We start from the raw sequence: 19,345 nt of genomic DNA on the forward strand, positions 1-19,345 counted from the left end.
GTCAGGATTGCTGGAAGATCAGCCCTCTTACCACGTTGGAACGGTCTTTTACGATAATGGCTTTGAATTTACCACTGGGATTGACATATTGATTGTCTTTTTCACTCATGGTCTGGTTAATAATCCCCACTTTATCGTCAGGAGCAATAACCGAGCCGTAGTCGGCATTATTGAGATCCTGTGAAATGTTCAATTGATTGCCATACCATTGACCCGCTTTATTTTTACCTGTAATAACTTGAATACCGAACTGATCTTTGTCCGCGTATTTACGCAGCGCATTCGTTACCTGTGATCCACTGATGGTTGTTCCGTCATACACCGTAAATGCGGCTTGGGACAACTCGGTTTGGATATCAGCAAAATTGTTCTGGGCCGTCTTGGTTGCCTCCTGAGCCGAAATAAACAACAGAACTACAATTGTGATCAAAGCGATTGTTAAAAATATCCCTGCTGCCACCTTTAAAGCGCTTGATGCATTGTTCATGATAAATCCTCCCAAGTTATAAGTTATTAAACTATTTCAGGCTGTCACACAGATAAATTGTGCTACAGTTTCTGAATTTGCTCATAATAAATGTTCATCTGCAAGAAGCTCATACCAACCAATGGAATGACCAGATACAGAAAGATAAGGGCGTACATAGGTGTAAATCCGATGGTTCTGCCCCATGATGCTTTGACATCAATCATTTTGCTGTACTCCTGCTTGCGTTGTTCAAAATAAAATTCCATCATGCTCTCGAGATCATCGAAGGCTTCACGTATTGAGATTTTGCCAAGGGCAAGCTGTAATTTATCAACCAGTCGCTGGAACTCGGGCAAACCCGCCTCTTCCTTTAATTGTTCAAGTGCAAGCTCTGGTCCATGTTCAAAATGCAACAAACATTTTTGCAGCGGGCGTTTGAAAATGACGGCAAATCGATTAAGCCACTCCAATATCTCCTCGACTGACATCCGGTCCATCTCACGCAGAATGGATATCACTGTCTGGAATTGATAGATTTCATGTCGCATATCCAACCTTCGCATTTTCCGCTGAAATAACATGAGCCATACGGGCATGTAGTACCCAGCTCCACCCATAAGAATGGCTATAATCATTTCCCACCAACGTACATATTGCTTGTTATACACCTCAAGTTTCTGCATAATGCGCGTGATGGTCTCATTCTGGGTATCAAGGTCCATCTGAACGGGAGATAACTGCTGTAATGCGTTGGCGACTTCTTCGTATGTAGCTCCTCGGTTCATTTCTACACTTTTCAGCACGGATTGATCCAACGCTGTTTTTTCCTCAGCTTTCCTGAGATCCGCTTCAGCCATTGCACCAAACATTCGATCATCGCGAATTGGATCATACAAGATGTGGTTACGTTCAACCTGATGCAACAGCAAGATGCAACCCATTGTAAGGACCAAACAACCTGCGAATAACATCACTCGTCGAATGGCAAGCCATTCGTATTTCAACTCCGAGCTGCTCTCCCTCATGAGCCGTATCGTTTGACTGTACTGTGCACTGCCAGGTTTCGCTGCAAACAACATCGCCAATTTCCGTATGAAGGTCTGCCTGTAAAGAAACTGATCCAACCATGAATGCTTATGCCCTGACCGGTAACGGGTCTCATCGTATTGCTGGAGCCTTTGCAGAAGCAAATAGGCAAGGATAATGATGACATAGATCGATATTTTGGTAACAAAACCGATTTTGCTGCGATAAAATTCATCCATCGTTGGGAAACTGACTCTGGCCCAACGTTCGATTGGAGCGGTGAACAATACCGGAGCAAGAGCGATAATATTAAGCCCTTTGAGCAGGTAATCCAATTTATCACGCCGCAAAATCTCCAAATGAATCTCCTGAGTTAGGTTACCAAGTCCTTTGAGATAAATAGAACCTTGTGCCCTGTCCTTATCCCCGAACTCCATGACCATATAGGAAACGCCGGCGAATCCTTTGAGAAAACGGTTGGGAGCCACCTCATAATAACGCTCAAGTGCTTCATTCGGATCTGGAGAAGTTAGAGCTTCGTAGATCAGTCTTACTTGTTCTGCTGCTTCTCCTGTACCTGCTTCAGCAGCTTCATAGAGCGCTTCCTCAACCATGCCATGTTGATGATACCTATGCCGTACATCCGCAAAGAGATCCAACATCTGAACCAGCAACCTTTTCTCCATACGACTGAGGCACATATCCAATACCAGACTGTTTAACACCACAGCACAGAGAATGGATAGTATTACAAAAGCGATACCGGGCTGCAGAAAAAACAGAATGACACTAATGCCTCCATAACCTCCAAGAATAATCAGAACCACTATCATCGTTAGTCTGCGAAGTGAAGGTTCATCCCCAACATGGCGGAATGAAATACGTTTCTGCACCTGTAGAATATAAGCTGATAGCAGTGGCACTTTCATTCCAAGACGGTAGAACTGCAACAAAATTGATCCCAGTCCCTTGAATCCCTTCCCGCTAGGAGCAAAAATCACGCCGGATTGACTTGTTGAACCACCTCCTCTGTGACGTAACATACTTAAAACCAGAAGTGTGATCAGCAAACCTCCTGCACAAATACTTAATACGAGGAGCAAAAACCATTTAATTGTCATGCTGATCACCCCAGTGTTGCTTCATAAACTGTTCAAATCTCTCAGCATCCTGTAATGTCATCTGTTCTCGCATATCTATCATGCTTCCAGAGGAGATTGGAGCTGTTGCAACATACACTCCATCTCTGTACTCCACAACATTATGAAATGTAAAACCTGCCCTCTCTTCCACGCTATCACCTTGATTCGCACGAGGAAGACATTCCGTAATTCGTTCGATATATCTTCGTCCCTCAGCATCTTTCTTCATATGGACATCGAAGTTGATTACACTCACAACCTGCTCCTCAGCAATATGCTCATGCTGGAACATACCTGTCTTGAGCAAGGAATTTCGGAGGGAGAAGACCAGATCACGAAACGTTTTAGCATGGTGGGTAAACAGGGTGAACAGACTGGCAACCTGAGACATTTGAATCATCCATGCGGCCACCTCATCACTCGCAACCTCACCGAGAATATTGACGGTACCATCCGTTTTTTTCTGCAAATCAAGCCCTTGTTGACCTGAAATGTGTTCAGTCTCTCGGAAACTCAAAATATTACGTCGGCTATAGATCCGTCTTAATTGAAGTTCAAACGCCATCTCCTGTACCCGAAGGGTGTACGATGCATAGATGTGTTTGACCATAGCCATAAGCAACGTTGTTTTACCAGAACCTTGTGCCCCGGTTACAGCTGTGATCCGGCTTCCTTTCATCAGGTATTGAAGCAGTGTTATTGGCAGATCTGCGTTGTTACCCGTAATCAACTGTTCAAGTGAAGCATTCGGAATATCGAACTTCCGGACGAAGAACGCCCATGATTCTGCAAAAGGAGGACGAACAACAACGACACGGGAGCCGTCTTTCATCTCGTTCACCTTGTATCCACTTGCTTCCGACAACTGTCCGGGATAATTGTATTTGTATATATTCTGGCATACCCTTTTCAGTTCACGGATGCTTCCGAATGACAGAAAGGATAGATGAATGGACTTACCTTTATAGAAAATCCAGACACTTTCCATGCCGCTAAGCGGTTCTTCATGTGCATCATCCTCCAGTCCTTGATCCAGCAAATCATTCCATGAAGCCGGTTTTCGAAGTCCCATATTATGAACATCATCAAGCATACCGCTAACACCACCACTAACGCCGTCAATACGCTGGTCCCTTATCTCATCAACAACCGAGAATCCTTTATAATGCTGGTAGATACGTTGCACGATAATATCCGTCTTTTCTCTGAATCCAAGCTCTCGATATTCGCACTCGAACACATACTGAATATCCTCCTCAGAGATATAATAACTTCCTCCATCGTCCGTACCTTCTTCCATTCTCAGCCTTCCCAGATCGTAGGTATCAATCATACGGGAGAGTGCATCTACACCGAATTGCTGTCGGTACAGATAAAACACAATCTCGAATCGGTCCTGGATCGTCAGCAAATCTGGTTCTGTAAACAAAATAACTTCATCTACATTTGATTTGTTCAGCCCTATGCTTCGGGTCAGGAGATCCCCTATCAGATTTTTAACATACGTTTTGTCGCTGATACTGCCTGAGACACAGCCCTTCAGCGCTTTTCTCATCTCGGCACGCTGATTAATTCTTCGACGATATTCTTCTTCATGCAGACCCGCATCCGCGAGCTGACTATGACTAAGCTCATGAAGTGAGTTCTTCACCTTCTCAATCAACATGTCAATCGTGAATGATTCCTGTTCAGGCACACGAGCATTCTTTTCACGAAGAAACGTTCTATACTTGAACCAGATATAAGTCAGGCACAGAATCAAAATCAAACTTATCCATATGGTATTCCAGAGCATCGGAGGTTCAGGCTCCCCTTTCCAGCCTCTTCAGAACTGTGCGCATACCTGCACCGTCCATAATCAGGCGAGCGAGTTCGCTCATGCTTGCAGCAAAACTCCCTTTACGAATATCCTTATCCTCAGTCAAACTTTCCAACTGCAAGTATCTAGCGACATCTCGCCGATTCATTGCATCCAGGTATCCGGTTGTGTACGGTATCGCAGATATCGTGCCTTTATATCTGAACTGGCGCCGAATATTGGAAAGCGTTGCACGGGAATGCAAATCGTATTTGTTAATGACGACATGTATATTCTTATTGTTCATTCGTTCTGGCAGGATCTCTTCAAAGAACAACTCCAGATTTCGCATATTTTGATCGAGATTAATGACAACATAGTCCGCCTGTTGCAGCTTGAGCTGTGAATCAACACCAGCATGATCCGCATCCAGAAGAACCAGATCATAATACTCGTTAGCTACATTTAGCAGCTTTTTCACTGTCTCACCATGTTCCTGCGGGGAACGTTCCATCTCATCAATTCTTCCGGTTAGGAAATCAAGTCTTTCCTTCAGAAGTGGCTTGGTATAATCCCTGAGATTGTGCTTATTCAGACTGCCGCTCGAATGCAGCCGTTCAATCGCATCCCAGCCACCCTCTTCGAAGGAGAACATAAAATCCGCTGAATCCGTATCTTTGGATGGTAGAGCAGCTTCTGTGCCAGTTCCGGCAAGGCCTGCATTAACAAGTAACACTCTTGTTCTGTAGTGAAGTGCCATCGCATAAGCACTAATTAATGTATTTGATGTGCAACCTGTTCCTGCAAAAGGACTCCAAAAGGTAATGGTGCTCATGCTCTCATCCTCTCTGCTTCTTTCATCGCACGGCGACTACGAACACTTTCCCAACCTGTTAACTGCTCGACCACGCGACACAACGATTTTTTGTAATTTCGTGACAAAGGTCCAAGATGAACTCGGCGATGATGCTCATTCTCAAGCTTAACCGCCGCTGTTAACTCATCCCATGGAAGCACTAAGGATTCTCCTGTCCACACAAACGGACTGCCGTCCAGATACGCCCACAGATAACGAGCTTCAAGCTTGCAGTCAACCCCGTTAATTAAGAGCCGCTGAAATGACAGCTCACCCGGCAATGACTGTTCTTCAAGCAACCGCTTCAACCAGCCCTTGCCACGTTCCAGATTGTAACGCTCATAATCACTCACCCAGACTCTTACATCAGCGGTTAGCCAGAGATTACGTGAAGCAAAATGTGAAGTCTCCATGTCATATAACACATAATCATAACTGTCCAATCGCTCTCCATTTACTTCAAGATGATTCTCTACAGCTGCCGAAGTGACAAAATGACAAGCGATATCAAATCCTTCAAATTCCGTAATTCGCAAAGACTGCTGACCGTCACCTACACCGTACCCATACTTCTGTTGTAAGGTTCCATCTACGAGCAAGACCTTGTTGCCTGTCGAAGCCAATATCTTGCAAAGATATAACATCAGATCATTCTTCTCACATAAACCCGCAAAGATCCATGTATACATAGATGTTACAACTCCCTTCTATTTCTTTAAACCTTTGTTATTTGAATTATCTTAATGTGAAAACCTTAGATTAATCTCTACTCTCCACCCGTTAGCAAGCTCTGCTGTTCTGTTTGTGAAGCTTCAGCAGGATCATTTACGCTTCCAGAATTAGCTCCTGCCCCGTTTCCTGAACCATCATTCCACATCACTCCATCCGATGTTACCGGATTATTTGCAGATGGACGACTGTTATAAGTAACTGAGGATTGGGCCACATCCTGTTCCACTCCTTTTGATGGTGCTGTCACGGAGGCGGCCAGTGAACTTTCAAGCGAACTTCGCACTTGTCTGGATAACTCCTGTTCGGCTCGTCGAACAATATTCGGATCACTCTCCAGCAGTTTCAACACTTCTGAATTGGCAGGATACGTCGGGATTGCAGGTGTCTGAAACTGTGGTTCTACATAGGTTAAGGCATAGATTGAAGCTTTATGTAAATAGGCATCTACAATTGCACTTGAGAGTGACAGAATCTCTTCCTCCGTCATCGTAATCCATAAGGTAGCTGCATTGAGTCGTTCCACTTTCTTCTTCGATAAAAGAACATAGTCTTGTCCGGTAGGGAATTGGATACGAACATCAATAATATCTCCCTTAACAAGTGAGGACGGCAGTAATACAACTTGCAGCTCTCGATTTCTTAAATCGGGCGGAGCCGGTGTATCCTCATATACCATCTCGGTGGTAATGGCTGTTCCTTTTTTTAACTCTATTTTGGCCACTTGGCCTTCCATTTGCTTGGTACTGGACCAGAGATTTCGTGGTGCTTGTGCATCCGGAACAGCAATGAGCTTCAGATCCTCCGGTAATATCGGTTCACCTGCTTCAATATCCCGAATCGTAACCCATCCTTGTGCGCCCGAATCCCATTGTTGCTTTAACTCAGCTTCCCTTTCCTCATATGCCGATAAATACCGGGCTTCTACGGCTGACCTGACATCCCCCATCGTTTTGACATTGTAAATAACATATCCTCCGAACACCAACCCTACAGCTCCTGCTCCGATAAGTCCGGCATAGATCAGTTGACGGCTTTGTTTTCTTAATTTAGACAAAAGAGGCTCTCCTTTCGTAATCTTCTAATCATGTACTTTCCTTCTTGAAAAGAATGAACGTTTCTTGGGCTGCTGTGCCATCATATGCGTTAAAATATGAGAAAACACTTTATCCATCTGTGCGTCCTTGTCAAAAGGATCAATATGTAACGGCAGACCATATACACTCGATGTATCCAGAGCTTTACGAATGCGCTGAACAGCCTCACTTGCTGCCAAGGGCAGACAATATATCCATTTCTCTTGTGGATACCGATGATGTGATCGAACAAAAGCACCAATCTCCGCTTGTCTCCATTCGGCACCTGAGCCTATAACAATTGGCAGATCTGCACGCAGGAATTCTTCCAGCCGGTTCTGGTCCTGACCACTACCGAGATCCATCACGATGAACTGATAACTCCCCCCAAGCAAGGACAAAATATCCGCTCGCCCGGATTGTTTCCAATAATGCACACCATCCACTGCAAACTGTCTGCCTGCTGGCACCGGTTTACCCGCTTGAGCGATTTGTTGAATTCTTGCAAAGGATTGAGAGCGAGGTGACATTTCAATCACAGCTACTTTGAAGTTTTGCCTTTCGAGATAATGACTGATAGCTATAGCCGTGTGGGTAACCCCTACACCAGATGAAGCACCAGTCAGGGCAATAACTCTTGTTCCCCCATTCAAGGTCATGGTTGTATCTCCACCGGGCGTTGTTCCGCCGGGTATGCGGAGCAGTTCTTTCCGAACCTCATCGGCAGATTGGAATCGCTCTTCGGCATTATACCTTAACAGTCTTCTCGCCACAGGGATGTATGTCCGCGGAACATCACTCCGGATAGAGCTTTCCACACCCTGAATCCATTCCGTATACGCACCACTTGTCATAAGATAAAGGAGCAATGCTCCGAGCCCATATAGATCTGAACGCGCATCGGTCTGACCCGCGCCATACTGTTCTGGAGCGGCAAAACCAGCGGTTCCCAACTTAACGGTATCTTCAGCACTTTGCGGTTTGTAACTTCTGGCGATGCCAAAATCAATTAATCTTACTTCATGTTCCGGCGTGATCATGATGTTTGATGGTTTCAGATCCCTATAGATAACAGGTGGATTCAGATTATGCAAATAACTCAACACATCGAGCAATTGAAGTACAAGCTCCGTCAACTGCTCCATCGGGATCTTCCCACGACACTGTTTGAAATACTCACTGAGCGTTAACCCGTCGATGTATTCCATCACCAAGTATGTGTATCCGTCTTCATCCGGGACAAAAAAATCAACAATTTGCGGCAATCTTGGATGGCGAAGTGATGTCAGAAGAGCGGCTTCCGTCTCCATACTGCCTTCATATGGCATAATCGTTACACTTTCTTTAATTGCCCATATCTTGCCCGGCAACTTCAGATCCTCCGCCTCGTATACATGGCTCATTCCGCCTGTTCCCAGAATGGATACGATACGATATCTACCTCCCAGCAGGCTTCCGCGTTCCAGCCTGGCCGGATGTCTCATACCAATTCCTCCTTCAATACACAACAAAAAAGGGAAAGCTTCACCGAAGAAGAACAGACCGGATATCCGGTTTCGTTCACTTCGGGATGCTTTCCCTCAGGTTTGTTATGGTTAATATTGGTATCATTATAGTACAGGCAGGAATAGATTGTAAAGCACAAAATTTAATGAGCTTAATCGAATCAATTTCATAATACCTTTAACAGCTTTAATCAAGGCTAGATCTCTTAATATTTGACCATATAGAGTGTAATCTCTTCCCGGTTATGGAACAACTGCTTGGAACGTTGAATCTGCATCCGCGAACGCTCAAACGTATCGATCACATCCTTAATGAGTGCAAGCGGTTTTTTATGCAATAACTTCACGGTAACAATCGCTGTTCCCCCAGGCTGAAGGCTGTATAGAAGATCCGACACAAGTCGGCTCATCAGCTTCGGACTCCAACTCATATCACATACGAGCAGATCAAATTCTCCTTCGCGGAAACGAACATCCCCTGCATTCTTTTTCAAGAAAGTCAGTTTGGGTGATGCCAGCAGCGTTGCATCCATCTTCGCCGGATCTACCGCCGTTACTTCAAGCCCACGTTCAAGCAGGAACGAGGTCCATCCACCTGGTGCTGCACCGATATCAAGTGCTTTATGAAATGAAGTAAAGTCAATGCCAAACGTTTGCTCGGCTTCAAGCAATTTGAACTTAGCACGCGAGATCTGCCCATCTTCTTTTTGAAAACGTACGGCTCCCCCGCTCCAGTCTGACAGGTTCTGTTCAGGTCTGGATACGCCAGCATACAACATATCATTCGCAGCAAATACGGAAATGACATATTCAGCATCACGTACAACCCATTCACAGCCTAGCTCATCCAGCTTTTCAGTTAGCAATTGCTTCAATGAGGCTGCATTTTCTTGCCAAAAGGCCCCTTCTGTCTTCCGTACCTGCAGCACGACAGGGGTACCGGTCAGTTCCTTATGATTCAACACAAATGCAATCAATTTCTCAATAGACTGCTCCGAATCTTCAGTATTCTCCTGAAACTGAACAGGTTGAATATGACGTAAAAACGTTGGATACTCTGCCCACAGCTTATCTGCAACTTCTTCCTCCGCTACAGGCAGACCCGCAAGCAATATTTCTCCTGGTACGAGTACCGTGCTCTTCACCGCACCAAACGTACGGCGCAACTCTTCCTGAGCATAAGGGGCAAAGCCATGATTGGCCGTGCAGATAAAACGGGAGAAGTTGCCTTCTTCCCAAGACGATTGTGTACTCAAATTGTGTTACCCTCCAGAACGTACGCGTATCCACGGACGACCATTATCCCACTGGATATCGACCGGAACATCGTACGTATGCTTAATTGTATCTTGTGTCAAAACTTCATGTTTGGGGCCTGCTGCCGCAATACGTCCATCGCGGATCAAGGCCACATGTGTAAATAAAGGTACGATCTCTTCAACATGATGTGTTACATACACAACTGTAATGTTACGCTGGCGCAGACGATCAATCTCAGCCAGCATTTTCTCACGTTCATATAAGTCTAGTCCGGCACAAGGCTCGTCCATAATCAACAATTTTGGCTCAGCCATTAATGAACGAGCAAGCATGACTTTTTTGCGCTCCCCTTGGGATAACGTTCCAAGCGGGTTGTTGGCCAAGTTGGCAAAGCCCATGTCATCCAGCAAACTCATTGCCTTTGCTTTTACTTCATCAGGAATTGTCTGATAAAAACGCAAAAAAGCATAAGCTCCTGTAGCGACGACCTCCCATACCGGATCTCTTGGCGTGAGTTTCTCAATTAACGTTTGGCTGATATAACCGATTTCCTTACGAACTTCCCTGACGTCACATTGTCCATACAGATTACCGAGCACTTCAATGCGCCCCTGGCTTGGAAACATATATCCATTCATCATTTCCAGTAACGTTGTTTTGCCAGAACCATTCCGGCCCAGAATAACCCAATGTTCGCCTTGTTCAATGCGCAAATGCACGTTATCCAAGATTTGATTCTCTTCTCGTCTAAGTGAGACATGTTCCATCGAGATTATACTCATTTCAGCACCGCCTTCCGGATCTCCGAGAGCAAATGCTCCACAGAGCTCATCCGATAAACCATTTTTGGAACATCTAACTGGCCATCAAAGAGCATCACTGCTGGAACGCTTGAAATTTTAAATTGTTGTACAAGTTCAGGAATGTCATGAATGTTCATTTCGAATAAAATACCTTCTGGCAGCATGTGCTCAACGACCTCTAACATACGCCGTGCTGCCGCACATGTCCCACATAAAGGGGTATATATAAATACAGCCTGTGGCATGCCTTCCCATACACTGCGCATTAACATTTTGGATGTAATTGGCTTCATTAACTTTCATCTCCCGCGGCAACACGCAGCATGACCTCACCCGTCATTGGTCCATTATGAATGGTTACCGAATCCGGTTTATTGCTATATAACATCTCGTACATCTGGCGTTTCCCAAACATACTGGACGTATGCAAATAGATCTCGCGCGGAAATAAACCTTCTCGTACAATGGATGCCGCGACCTCACCGCCATTGGGCGAATCTGGACCAAGCTCATAATCCAGAGACAAAATGTCCACGTCACCTTCTCTTAGCAGCATCAGGCACTCTTCAGCATTCGTTGCCAGAACAAATCCTTTCGGACATGCCCGATAGTCATCCAAAAAAACATGCATACAATCGCTCCTCTCCCCATTATAACCAGGAACGCATGAGCGCTATATCATCACGGTGCGTTCCATCTTCGCCCGTTTCTGTCTCGAGCACAACAACCGCATTTCGGAACTCAGGCGCCTTTAACAATGCTTTCATTGATTCATTTCCTATATATCCCTGTCCGATCCTTGCATGTCTATCCTTACACAAACCAGACGCATATTTGGAATCATTAAAATGGACAGCAGCAACATTATCCCAATATCCGAGCATCCTGCCCTTATCGAGCATCGCCGCTTCGTTGCCTGACGACCACAAACCTGAAGCAAAAGCATGGCATGTGTCAAAACAAAAAGCAATATGCTCCGGATATCGGCTTAATTTGCGAATCTGTATCATTTCTTCCATTGTCGTGCCCATCGGGCCATGATCACCTGCCTGATTTTCAATCAGTACCTTTGAATGTCCATTCCAATTCTCCAAGGCGGTATCCAGACAATGAATGAGGTTCTGATAACCCTCCAGCGGATTGTTTGTTTTGATATGTCCAAAATGGACCACCGTCCCAACAGAACCGCAAGCATTCGAAATTTCAAGATCATTGCGAATAGAAGCTATTGTAGCATGAAACCCCGCCTCTCCACGGGTCATGCCCAACGCCGGATTCGTGGGATAGGGTGAATGGGCTATCGAAGCAAGTCCCTGCTGTTCACACCAATCCCTGCACTGCTCAGCATCCTTGAGGTCCAGACTTTTCAGGCTGAGACTACGCGGGTTCTTCGGAAAATACTGAAACGCCGTTGCCCCCATCGCATGTGCTCTCTTGGCTGCCAGAAGAAATCCACCTCTGGTGCTGACATGTGCCCCGATTCCGGTTTTAGGCTTCATGCTGGCATTTCGGACAGAAGAATGCCTTCTTGCCCGTAATTTCCACTCGTTCAATCGTTCCCCCGCAGCGCGGACAAGTCTCGCCTTCCCGATCGTACACGCGACATTGCTCGTCAAAACTTCCTGTCTTCGTATCCCCTTGCATCAGTGGCATTTCCATATAACCGCCCTCAGAAGCTGCTTCACGCAACACGGACTGCATCGAATGGAACAAACGCTCCGTCAGCTCAGGTGAATTCGCGATGTTCTGCGTTTTGGAGCTTGGTCTCAGACCAGCAGCAAAGGCAATCTCATCCGAATAACAATTGCCGATCCCCGCAATAATATGTTGGTTTACCAATGTTGTCTTGAGCGTACCCCGGCGACCTTTTAACAGGGAAGCAAAACGTTCCACATTCATCCGTCGATCCAAAGGTTCAGGTCCAAGATCAGACATCGCCTCTTCGGTTTCTTTCGAAGTAAGCAGATGTAAATAACCCAAGCGCAGTCCGATAAAGAATAAAATGTGATCGCCAAACTGAATTTCCACTTGCGTGGAACGATCAGGACGTTCTTCTTCCGTGCCCCAGAAAATCATACCACCCAACATGAGGTGCAGCACCAGGCGTTTACCATTAGCCAAGTGGAAAATCAGATGCTTCGCTCGGCGCTCAACAAATATGATGCGATTACCTGTAAGTTCATTGATAAACAGATCAGGCTCCGTATTTATCGTTTTATCGCGGTTAATTACAACACCTGTAATCAGTAGATCAAGTATTTCCTCGGACAGCAAGGTCCGGTAATTTTCCATTTCCGGCAGTTCCGGCATCGTACATTACCCCTTTTTGGAAGCTTGGTCTGCCTCTTGCGACAGCCACTCCATCAATTTATGCAAATCTTCAAACACATGATCAGGTCGAGCCTTCGCTGCTTGAATGTGTCCATCCATATTATCCCGTGTTGTCACACCGGTAAGTACCAACAGCGTCTCACACCCTGCTGCCACTCCAGCTGCAATATCGGTTCGCATATTATCTCCGATCACTGCCACTTCATGAGACGCCAGGTTTAGCCGGCTAATGGCTGACTTCATTATAACACTCGATGGCTTGCCAATAACGGTAGGATGAACTCCGGTTGCTGCTTCAATTGCTGCTCCAATAGTTCCCGCCCCAGGTGTCAGTCCATCATCGGAAGGAAGCTGCAGATCCGGGTTGGTCATGATGAATTTTGATCCCGCATTAATCCACCTTAGCGCCTTGGTCAGTTTATGATAGGAAAATTCACGATCAATCCCCTGTATCACGTAATCTGGTAAATCTTCCGTCAGCTGTAGTCCTGCTTCTTCTATGGCTTCCAGCAGTCCTGCTTCTCCAATACATGCCACTTTTGCACCCGGGGACTCTTCAGCAACATATTCAGCAGCCGCCACAGCAGAAGTACATACTTGAGACGCGTCGGCAGGTATGCCCATCCCGTTCAGATGATCTGCCACACCTTGTGGTGTACGGGAAGAATTATTTGTTACGAATAAATACGGCTTTCCTAGCTCTTGCAGTGTTCGAATAAGCTGATCGGCTCCTTCGATACGATGTCTGCCATGATAGAGCGTACCATCCAAGTCAATCAGATAGGCCTTAATCACACACAGCACTTCCTTTCTTCATTCCATTAACGTTTCATGTCCTTAATCAATTACCTCGAACTTGACCGCGAACCTATGTATTCAGGCAAAAAATAATGGCTTGCTGGCATATGCACGCAACAAGTCGAACCGGATCGAACACCGACGGTTTAACTCGCGCGTCTTCTGTACAAGCTTGTCATTTCCTGCGCTTTCCCGGAAAATAATTTGAATCATTTCCCTCTTCATATTGCCCATCCTACACGCTTTCTGACCAGATTGCAAAAGGGACCGCGGGAGTTCCTCTCCCTCAGTCCCGTGCAATTACCCGGATCTTTATATGACGTGTTTAACCGTGCACTGGTTCGCAATCAGGGTTAAGATTCTTGCTTGCGATGCACGACAGGAATAAGCTGGTGTTCGTTTGCAAGTCTGGTATTTGGGAATACGGACTGCGCCTCTTCCAAAAGTGGCTGAAGTTGATCCTCATCCTTATAGCGTGAACTGAAGTGAGTCATGATTAGTTGCCCTACATTGGCTGCTCTAGCCGCTTCTGCCGCTTGTTTAGAAGTACTATGATAGTACTCATGCGCTGTATCGGCCAGATCATGCATGAATGTAGCTTCATGTACAAGTACATCTGCATTGATGGAAAGTGGCTGTACATTGTCACATGGACGTGTATCACCCAATATGGTGATCACCATGCCTCGTTTTGGCGCTCCCAATACATCTTCTGGACGAAGCGAATCACCGTTATCCAGCGTAATAGTTTCTCCACGTTTCAGCCGGCCGAACAATGGGCCTGGTTTCAAACCGTATTCCGCCAGTTTGGCTGGGTCCAGGCTTCCTGGACGATCTTTTTCCGTGATCCGGTATCCATAGCTATCAATCCGATGCTCAAGCAAAGCAGCTTCCACAATAAAACTGTCATCCTCGAACAGGACACCGCCCGTATGTTCCACGATATTCAGATCATAGTTAACCCGCGATTGGCTCAGCTCCATTGTTGTACTGATCATTCGTTCCGTACCTGGCGGACCATATACCGTTAATGGTGTGGTGCCACCTTGATAGGCTCTGCTAGATAGCAGTCCAGGAAGTCCAAATACATGATCACCATGCAGGTGAGTAATGAATATTTTCTCCAATTTGCTTAGTTTAAGCGGAGAACTTAAAATCTGGTGCTGCGTTCCTTCCCCGCAGTCAAACAACCACAAAGCTCTGCGCTCATCCAACATGCGTAGCCCAATGGAAGTTACATTCCGTTGAAGCGTAGGTACACCAGCATTAGTTCCCAGGAAATATAGTTCCATTCTGGATCGCACCTCTTTCTGTTGCCAGCAAAAAACCTCCGACAATGCGGAGGGCTTTGCCTGACACTCTACTGAATTTATGCCTTCTCTACATTAAAATACTTAGCTTGCGGATGGCTGAATACCATCGCTGATACGGAAGCTTCAGGTTCCATCATGAAACCTTCCGTCAATTCCACACCGATATCCTCAGGCTGCAGCAACTTGAACAACGGCCCTTGGTCTTCCAGATCCGGACAAGCCGGATATCCAAAAGATACCCTGATCCCTTGATAACGTGCACCGTGACGTTGCTTCATGGTCATCTGGGCAGAATCCGGGAATCCCCATATATCTCTCATCATATGATGCACACGTTCAGCTAATCCCTCTGCTACTTCAAGCGCTACGGATTGCAGAGCATGCGAGCGAAGGTAATCCCCTTGATCTTTCCACGCCGTGGATAGTTCACGCACACCGTGTCCGGCCGTAACAACCATGAAACCAACGTAATCCATCTGACCGGATTCAACAGGTTTCAGGAAGTCGGACAGGCACAGGAACGGCTCGACTTTTTGACGTGGGAACGTAAATGTATGCAAAATATTACTGGTGTCCTTTGGATCATAGATAATGACGCTGTTACCACTGGACTGAGCCGGGAAGAAACGATACATGGCATGCGCCTGAATAATCCCGTCACGAACAGCCTCTTGCATGATATCATCCACGACTGCTTTCAGGTCGGTAGCCTTCTTATCACCTGAAGCAAGCAGTTGTTCTACTGAACCGCGCAACCCCAGATGATGTCCAAGCAACATCTGCATGTTCACGTATGGCAGGATATGTGATAAAGGATAGTTACGCATCGTATGCCGCTCCAGATCAGGCGGTACAAGAACCGGATGATCTACAGCAATATCCGAACGTTCTACCCGGGTAAGCTCTGGAAGAGCCTGAACAGCTACAGCACCTGAAGCATCAGCTTCTTTTTCTGCTTCCATCTCCAGTTGCATCACTTCACGTGAAACGGGATTCATCAATTTGTTCGCCAGATCCAGACCATCCATCGCATCTTTCGCATATACAACCATTCCGTTATATTCAGGACGGATACGATTTTTGGTGAATTTACGTGTTAGCGCCGCTCCGCCAACCATAATAGGAACATCAATACCTGCTGTTCGCAAATCCTGAGCGGTAAGAATCATCTGTTGCGCTGATTTTACCAATAGACCCGAGAGACCGATCGCATCGACTTTTTCTTCTCGGTATGCCTCAATGATACGTTCTGGTGGTACTTTTATACCCAAATTAATGATTCGGTAACCGTTATTGGACAGGATGATCTCAACCAGGTTCTTCCCGATGTCATGCACATCACCCTTGACAGTGGCGAGAATGATCTTGCCTTTAACCGAAGTTTCGTTCTTCTCCATAAATTGCTCCAGATATGCTACAGAAGCCTTCATAACCTCCGCACTCTGCAACACCTCAGCTACAATCAACTCATTGTTGTTAAAGAGACGACCTACTTCCTCCATCCCCCGCATCAGTGGACCGTTAATCACTTGAAGTGCTGTATATTTGGCAAGTGCCTGTTCGAGATCTGGCAGCAATCCTTCTTTACTTCCTTCGACTACATATGAAGCGAGACGCTCTTCTAATGAAAGGTTCGAGATTTTTTCCTTCTTCTCAACCTTCTTGTTACGGAACGCCGCTACGAACGCCGCCAGTGTTTCATCATTCGTGTTATATAAAAGTTCTTCCGAGAGTCTGCGTTCTTCTTCCGGAATAGACGCATAACGCTCCAGTTTCTCTGTGTTCACAATCGCATAGTCGAGACCTGCTTTGGTACATTCATACAAAAATACAGAGTTCAGGACCTCACGGCCTGCTTCAGGCAGTCCGAATGAAATGTTACTAATCCCGAGGATCGTATGACATTCTGGCATCGCTTCTTTAATCACTCTTATACCTTCAATAGTTTCTTTGGCTGAACCAATGTACTGTTCATCTCCCGTACCTACCGGGAACACCAACGTATCGAAAATGAGGTCTTCTGGTTTAAGTCCATATTTGTTCACCAGCAGATCGTAAGAGCGCTTGGCTACGTCCAGCTTGTCCTCCCGACTAATCGCCTGACCCCGTTCATCGATCGTTCCGACAACAACCGCACCACCATATTTATGAAGCAACGGCGTAATCACTTCAAATTTCTCTTCGCCATCCTCAAGGTTAATGGAGTTAATTATCGCTTTACCTTGACAGTACTGGAGGGCCAGATCAATTACGGAAGCATCTGTCGTATCAATCATGAGTGGTACTTTTACTTTTTTCACAACCAATTCAAGGAACTTCACCATGTCTTCAGACTCTTCGCGGTCCGGATCTTGTACACACACGTCAACAATGTGCGCTCCATTTTTCACTTGAGCACGTGCAATTTCCGAGGCTTCTTCATATTTACCTTCTACGATGAGGCGTTTGAATTTCCGTGATCCTAGCACATTCGTACGCTCACCAACCATATATGGACGATTGTCCTGTTCAATATAAATTGGCTCTATACCAGACAATGCCGGTGGATGTGTTCCGTTCATTTCTCTTGGGGGGTACTGGGCAAGTGTGTCGCGCATCGCCCGAATATGTGCAGGGGTTGTCCCGCAACATCCACCAGCGATATTCAACCAGCCCTGCTCGGCAAAAGCACCAATCTTCTGAGCAAGCGAGTCTGGTGACTCATGGTAATTACCATTCTCATCTGGAAGACCCGCGTTCGGGTAACAACTAACGGCAACCGATGCCATTCCGGAAAGTGAACGAATGTGATCACGCATGAACTCTGGACCCGTAGCACAGTTTAGTCCTACTGAAATTGGGTTAAGGTGTTCTAAGGATATATAAAAGGATTCGATGTTCTGACCCGCAAGGGTCGTTCCCATCGGTTCTATCGTTCCTGATATCATCAGGGGCAGTGTAACGCCACTCTGTTCGAAGGCCTGCTGAATTCCAATGCTGCCTGCTTTTACATTGAGGGTATCCTGTGAGGTTTCGAGTAGTAGCGCATCAACGCCTCCCTCTATTAAAGCAAGCGCTTGCTCCAAATAACTTTCGATAAGTTCCTGGAACGTCACGCCCCCAGTTACAGACAGTGTTTTGGTTGTTGGTCCCATCGCACCTACCACATAACGTGGAGATTCAGGTGTAGAGAAACGATCAACCGCAGCTTTCGCAATTCTGGCTGCTTCCAGGTTGATCTCGCGTGCCCGATCCTGAATATCGTACTCAGCAAGCACAACGGATGTGGCACCAAATGTATTGGTTTCAATTAAATCGGCGCCCGCCTCCAGATATTCTTCATGAATGCGCTGGATCAGTTCTGGACGAGTAAGCACTAACATTTCATTACATCCATCCAGATCTTCGCCGCCAAAATCTTCGCCAGTCAGATCAACTTGTTGAATCATGGTCCCCATTGCACCGTCGAGGATTAATATTCGTTGTTTTAATGCATCGTGTAGACTAATCTTATCCAATATCTTCACCCCCGCAAAACGTTAGATCTTAGTTTAACAGAAACTAACTTAATGTGAAAGATCGGGTTTGGTCCCGAAAGATGGCGGGTTTGCACGAATATGAACGGAATTTGAGAATCGACAAAAACAAAGCAATCCGATATAATTCAATTAAACCAAGTGGAAAAGAGGGAAAGAAAATGGCTGAAATTGTTATCCGAAATACGAACGAACGCATCACTGGTGACGAAAATGTTCGAAATTTCTTAAACAAATACGAAGTATTATATGAGAAGTGGGACGCTTCCAAACTGAACACTGATCTGCAAAATAACTTTGGATTAACGGATGAACAGAAAACCGAGGTTTTGGAAACTTACGATTATGAAATCAGAGATTTGGCTGCACGTCGCGGATATCAGATCTGGGATGTCATCACGTTGTCCGAACAAACACCAGATATCGAAGAAAAGCTGGCTAAGTTCGAAGAGATCCACACCCACGCTGAAGATGAGATCCGTGCAATTGTCGCTGGTAAAGGAATCTTTGTTATCAAAGCTACAGATGATGTGGGCTACTTTAATGTAGAACTGTCTCCTGGAGACGTTATCTCTGTACCTGAGAATACACCGCACTTCTTCACCTTAATGGAGAACAAACAAATTATTGCTGTACGTCTGTTCATCGAAAAAGATGGCTGGATTGCAGATCCATACCCTGATCCTACTTTTATCAAACAAGCCTAACACTCTCGTGTTACAAC

The 19,345-nt window shown here is 45.8% G+C and carries 17 protein-coding genes; 1 reads left to right on the forward strand and 16 read right to left on the reverse strand.

Annotated elements, in window-relative coordinates:
- Position 1: 1 nt before the first annotated feature.
- The 16 genes from BS614_RS21270 to metH form a co-directional block, all read right to left on the reverse strand.
- Entirely contained in the window at positions 2 to 487 is a 486-nt protein-coding gene (locus BS614_RS21270; protein WP_062834890.1) for a hypothetical protein, read from the reverse strand.
- Positions 488 to 549: 62 nt separating this feature from the next.
- The gene (locus BS614_RS21275; RefSeq protein WP_074095479.1) at positions 550 to 2,616 is read right to left on the reverse strand and encodes a hypothetical protein; all 2,067 of its coding nucleotides are present in this window, start codon (positions 2,614 to 2,616) and stop codon (positions 550 to 552) included.
- The gene (locus tag BS614_RS21280; RefSeq protein WP_074095480.1) at positions 2,606 to 4,432 is read right to left on the reverse strand and encodes an ATPase, T2SS/T4P/T4SS family; all 1,827 of its coding nucleotides are present in this window, start codon (positions 4,430 to 4,432) and stop codon (positions 2,606 to 2,608) included. Before BS614_RS21280 ends, BS614_RS21275 begins: the two co-directional genes overlap by 11 nt.
- Positions 4,433 to 4,439: 7 nt before the next feature.
- Positions 4,440 to 5,270, reverse strand: coding sequence for a CpaE/TadZ family protein (locus tag BS614_RS21285; RefSeq protein ID WP_074095481.1), 831 nt, complete (start codon positions 5,268 to 5,270; stop codon positions 4,440 to 4,442).
- The gene (locus BS614_RS21290) at positions 5,267 to 5,980 is read right to left on the reverse strand and encodes a hypothetical protein (protein WP_074095482.1); all 714 of its coding nucleotides are present in this window, start codon (positions 5,978 to 5,980) and stop codon (positions 5,267 to 5,269) included. Before BS614_RS21290 ends, BS614_RS21285 begins: the two co-directional genes overlap by 4 nt.
- Positions 5,981 to 6,057: 77 nt before the next feature.
- On the reverse strand, positions 6,058 to 7,077 hold the full coding sequence (locus tag BS614_RS21295) for an SAF domain-containing protein (protein ID WP_074095483.1): 1,020 nt from the start codon (positions 7,075 to 7,077) through the stop codon (positions 6,058 to 6,060).
- 24 nt (positions 7,078 to 7,101) lie between these two features.
- Positions 7,102 to 8,580: a serine/threonine protein kinase gene (locus BS614_RS21300; protein WP_074095484.1), complete on the reverse strand. Its 1,479-nt coding sequence runs from the start codon at positions 8,578 to 8,580 to the stop codon at positions 7,102 to 7,104.
- A 227-nt stretch (positions 8,581 to 8,807) separates the two neighbouring features.
- On the reverse strand, positions 8,808 to 9,857 hold the full coding sequence (locus BS614_RS21305; RefSeq protein ID WP_074095485.1) for an SAM-dependent methyltransferase: 1,050 nt from the start codon (positions 9,855 to 9,857) through the stop codon (positions 8,808 to 8,810).
- A gap of 6 nt (positions 9,858 to 9,863) precedes the next feature.
- Entirely contained in the window at positions 9,864 to 10,637 is a 774-nt protein-coding gene (locus BS614_RS21310; RefSeq protein ID WP_074096944.1) for an ABC transporter ATP-binding protein, read from the reverse strand.
- A gap of 2 nt (positions 10,638 to 10,639) precedes the next feature.
- Positions 10,640 to 10,957: a thioredoxin family protein gene (locus tag BS614_RS21315; protein ID WP_074095486.1), complete on the reverse strand. Its 318-nt coding sequence runs from the start codon at positions 10,955 to 10,957 to the stop codon at positions 10,640 to 10,642.
- Positions 10,957 to 11,295, reverse strand: a complete 339-nt coding sequence (locus BS614_RS21320) for a cyclic-phosphate processing receiver domain-containing protein (protein ID WP_074095487.1) — start codon at positions 11,293 to 11,295, stop codon at positions 10,957 to 10,959. The genes BS614_RS21315 and BS614_RS21320 overlap by 1 nt, the downstream gene beginning before the upstream one ends.
- A 19-nt stretch (positions 11,296 to 11,314) precedes the next feature.
- Positions 11,315 to 12,163, reverse strand: coding sequence for a deoxyribonuclease IV (locus tag BS614_RS21325; RefSeq protein WP_074095488.1), 849 nt, complete (start codon positions 12,161 to 12,163; stop codon positions 11,315 to 11,317).
- The gene (locus BS614_RS21330; RefSeq protein WP_074095489.1) at positions 12,153 to 12,974 is read right to left on the reverse strand and encodes an Fpg/Nei family DNA glycosylase; all 822 of its coding nucleotides are present in this window, start codon (positions 12,972 to 12,974) and stop codon (positions 12,153 to 12,155) included. The genes BS614_RS21325 and BS614_RS21330 overlap by 11 nt, the downstream gene beginning before the upstream one ends.
- A gap of 6 nt (positions 12,975 to 12,980) precedes the next feature.
- Positions 12,981 to 13,790 (reverse strand): TIGR01457 family HAD-type hydrolase, encoded by an 810-nt coding sequence (locus BS614_RS21335; protein ID WP_074095490.1) that lies wholly within the window; start codon positions 13,788 to 13,790, stop codon positions 12,981 to 12,983.
- Positions 13,791 to 14,146: 356 nt separating this feature from the next.
- A complete protein-coding gene (gene rnz, locus BS614_RS21340) occupies positions 14,147 to 15,085 on the reverse strand; it encodes a ribonuclease Z (RefSeq protein WP_017688042.1) in 939 nt (312 codons plus the stop codon).
- A 77-nt stretch (positions 15,086 to 15,162) separates the two neighbouring features.
- Positions 15,163 to 18,603: a methionine synthase gene (gene metH, locus BS614_RS21345; protein WP_074095491.1), complete on the reverse strand. Its 3,441-nt coding sequence runs from the start codon at positions 18,601 to 18,603 to the stop codon at positions 15,163 to 15,165.
- A gap of 179 nt (positions 18,604 to 18,782) precedes the next feature.
- Between metH and BS614_RS21350 the strand changes: the two genes are divergently transcribed.
- On the forward strand, positions 18,783 to 19,328 hold the full coding sequence (locus BS614_RS21350; RefSeq protein ID WP_047843398.1) for a cupin domain-containing protein: 546 nt from the start codon (positions 18,783 to 18,785) through the stop codon (positions 19,326 to 19,328).
- The last annotated feature ends 17 nt before the right edge of the window (positions 19,329 to 19,345 follow it).

The sequence above is a fragment of the Paenibacillus xylanexedens genome, assembly GCF_001908275.1.
Taxonomy (GTDB): domain Bacteria; phylum Bacillota; class Bacilli; order Paenibacillales; family Paenibacillaceae; genus Paenibacillus; species Paenibacillus xylanexedens_A.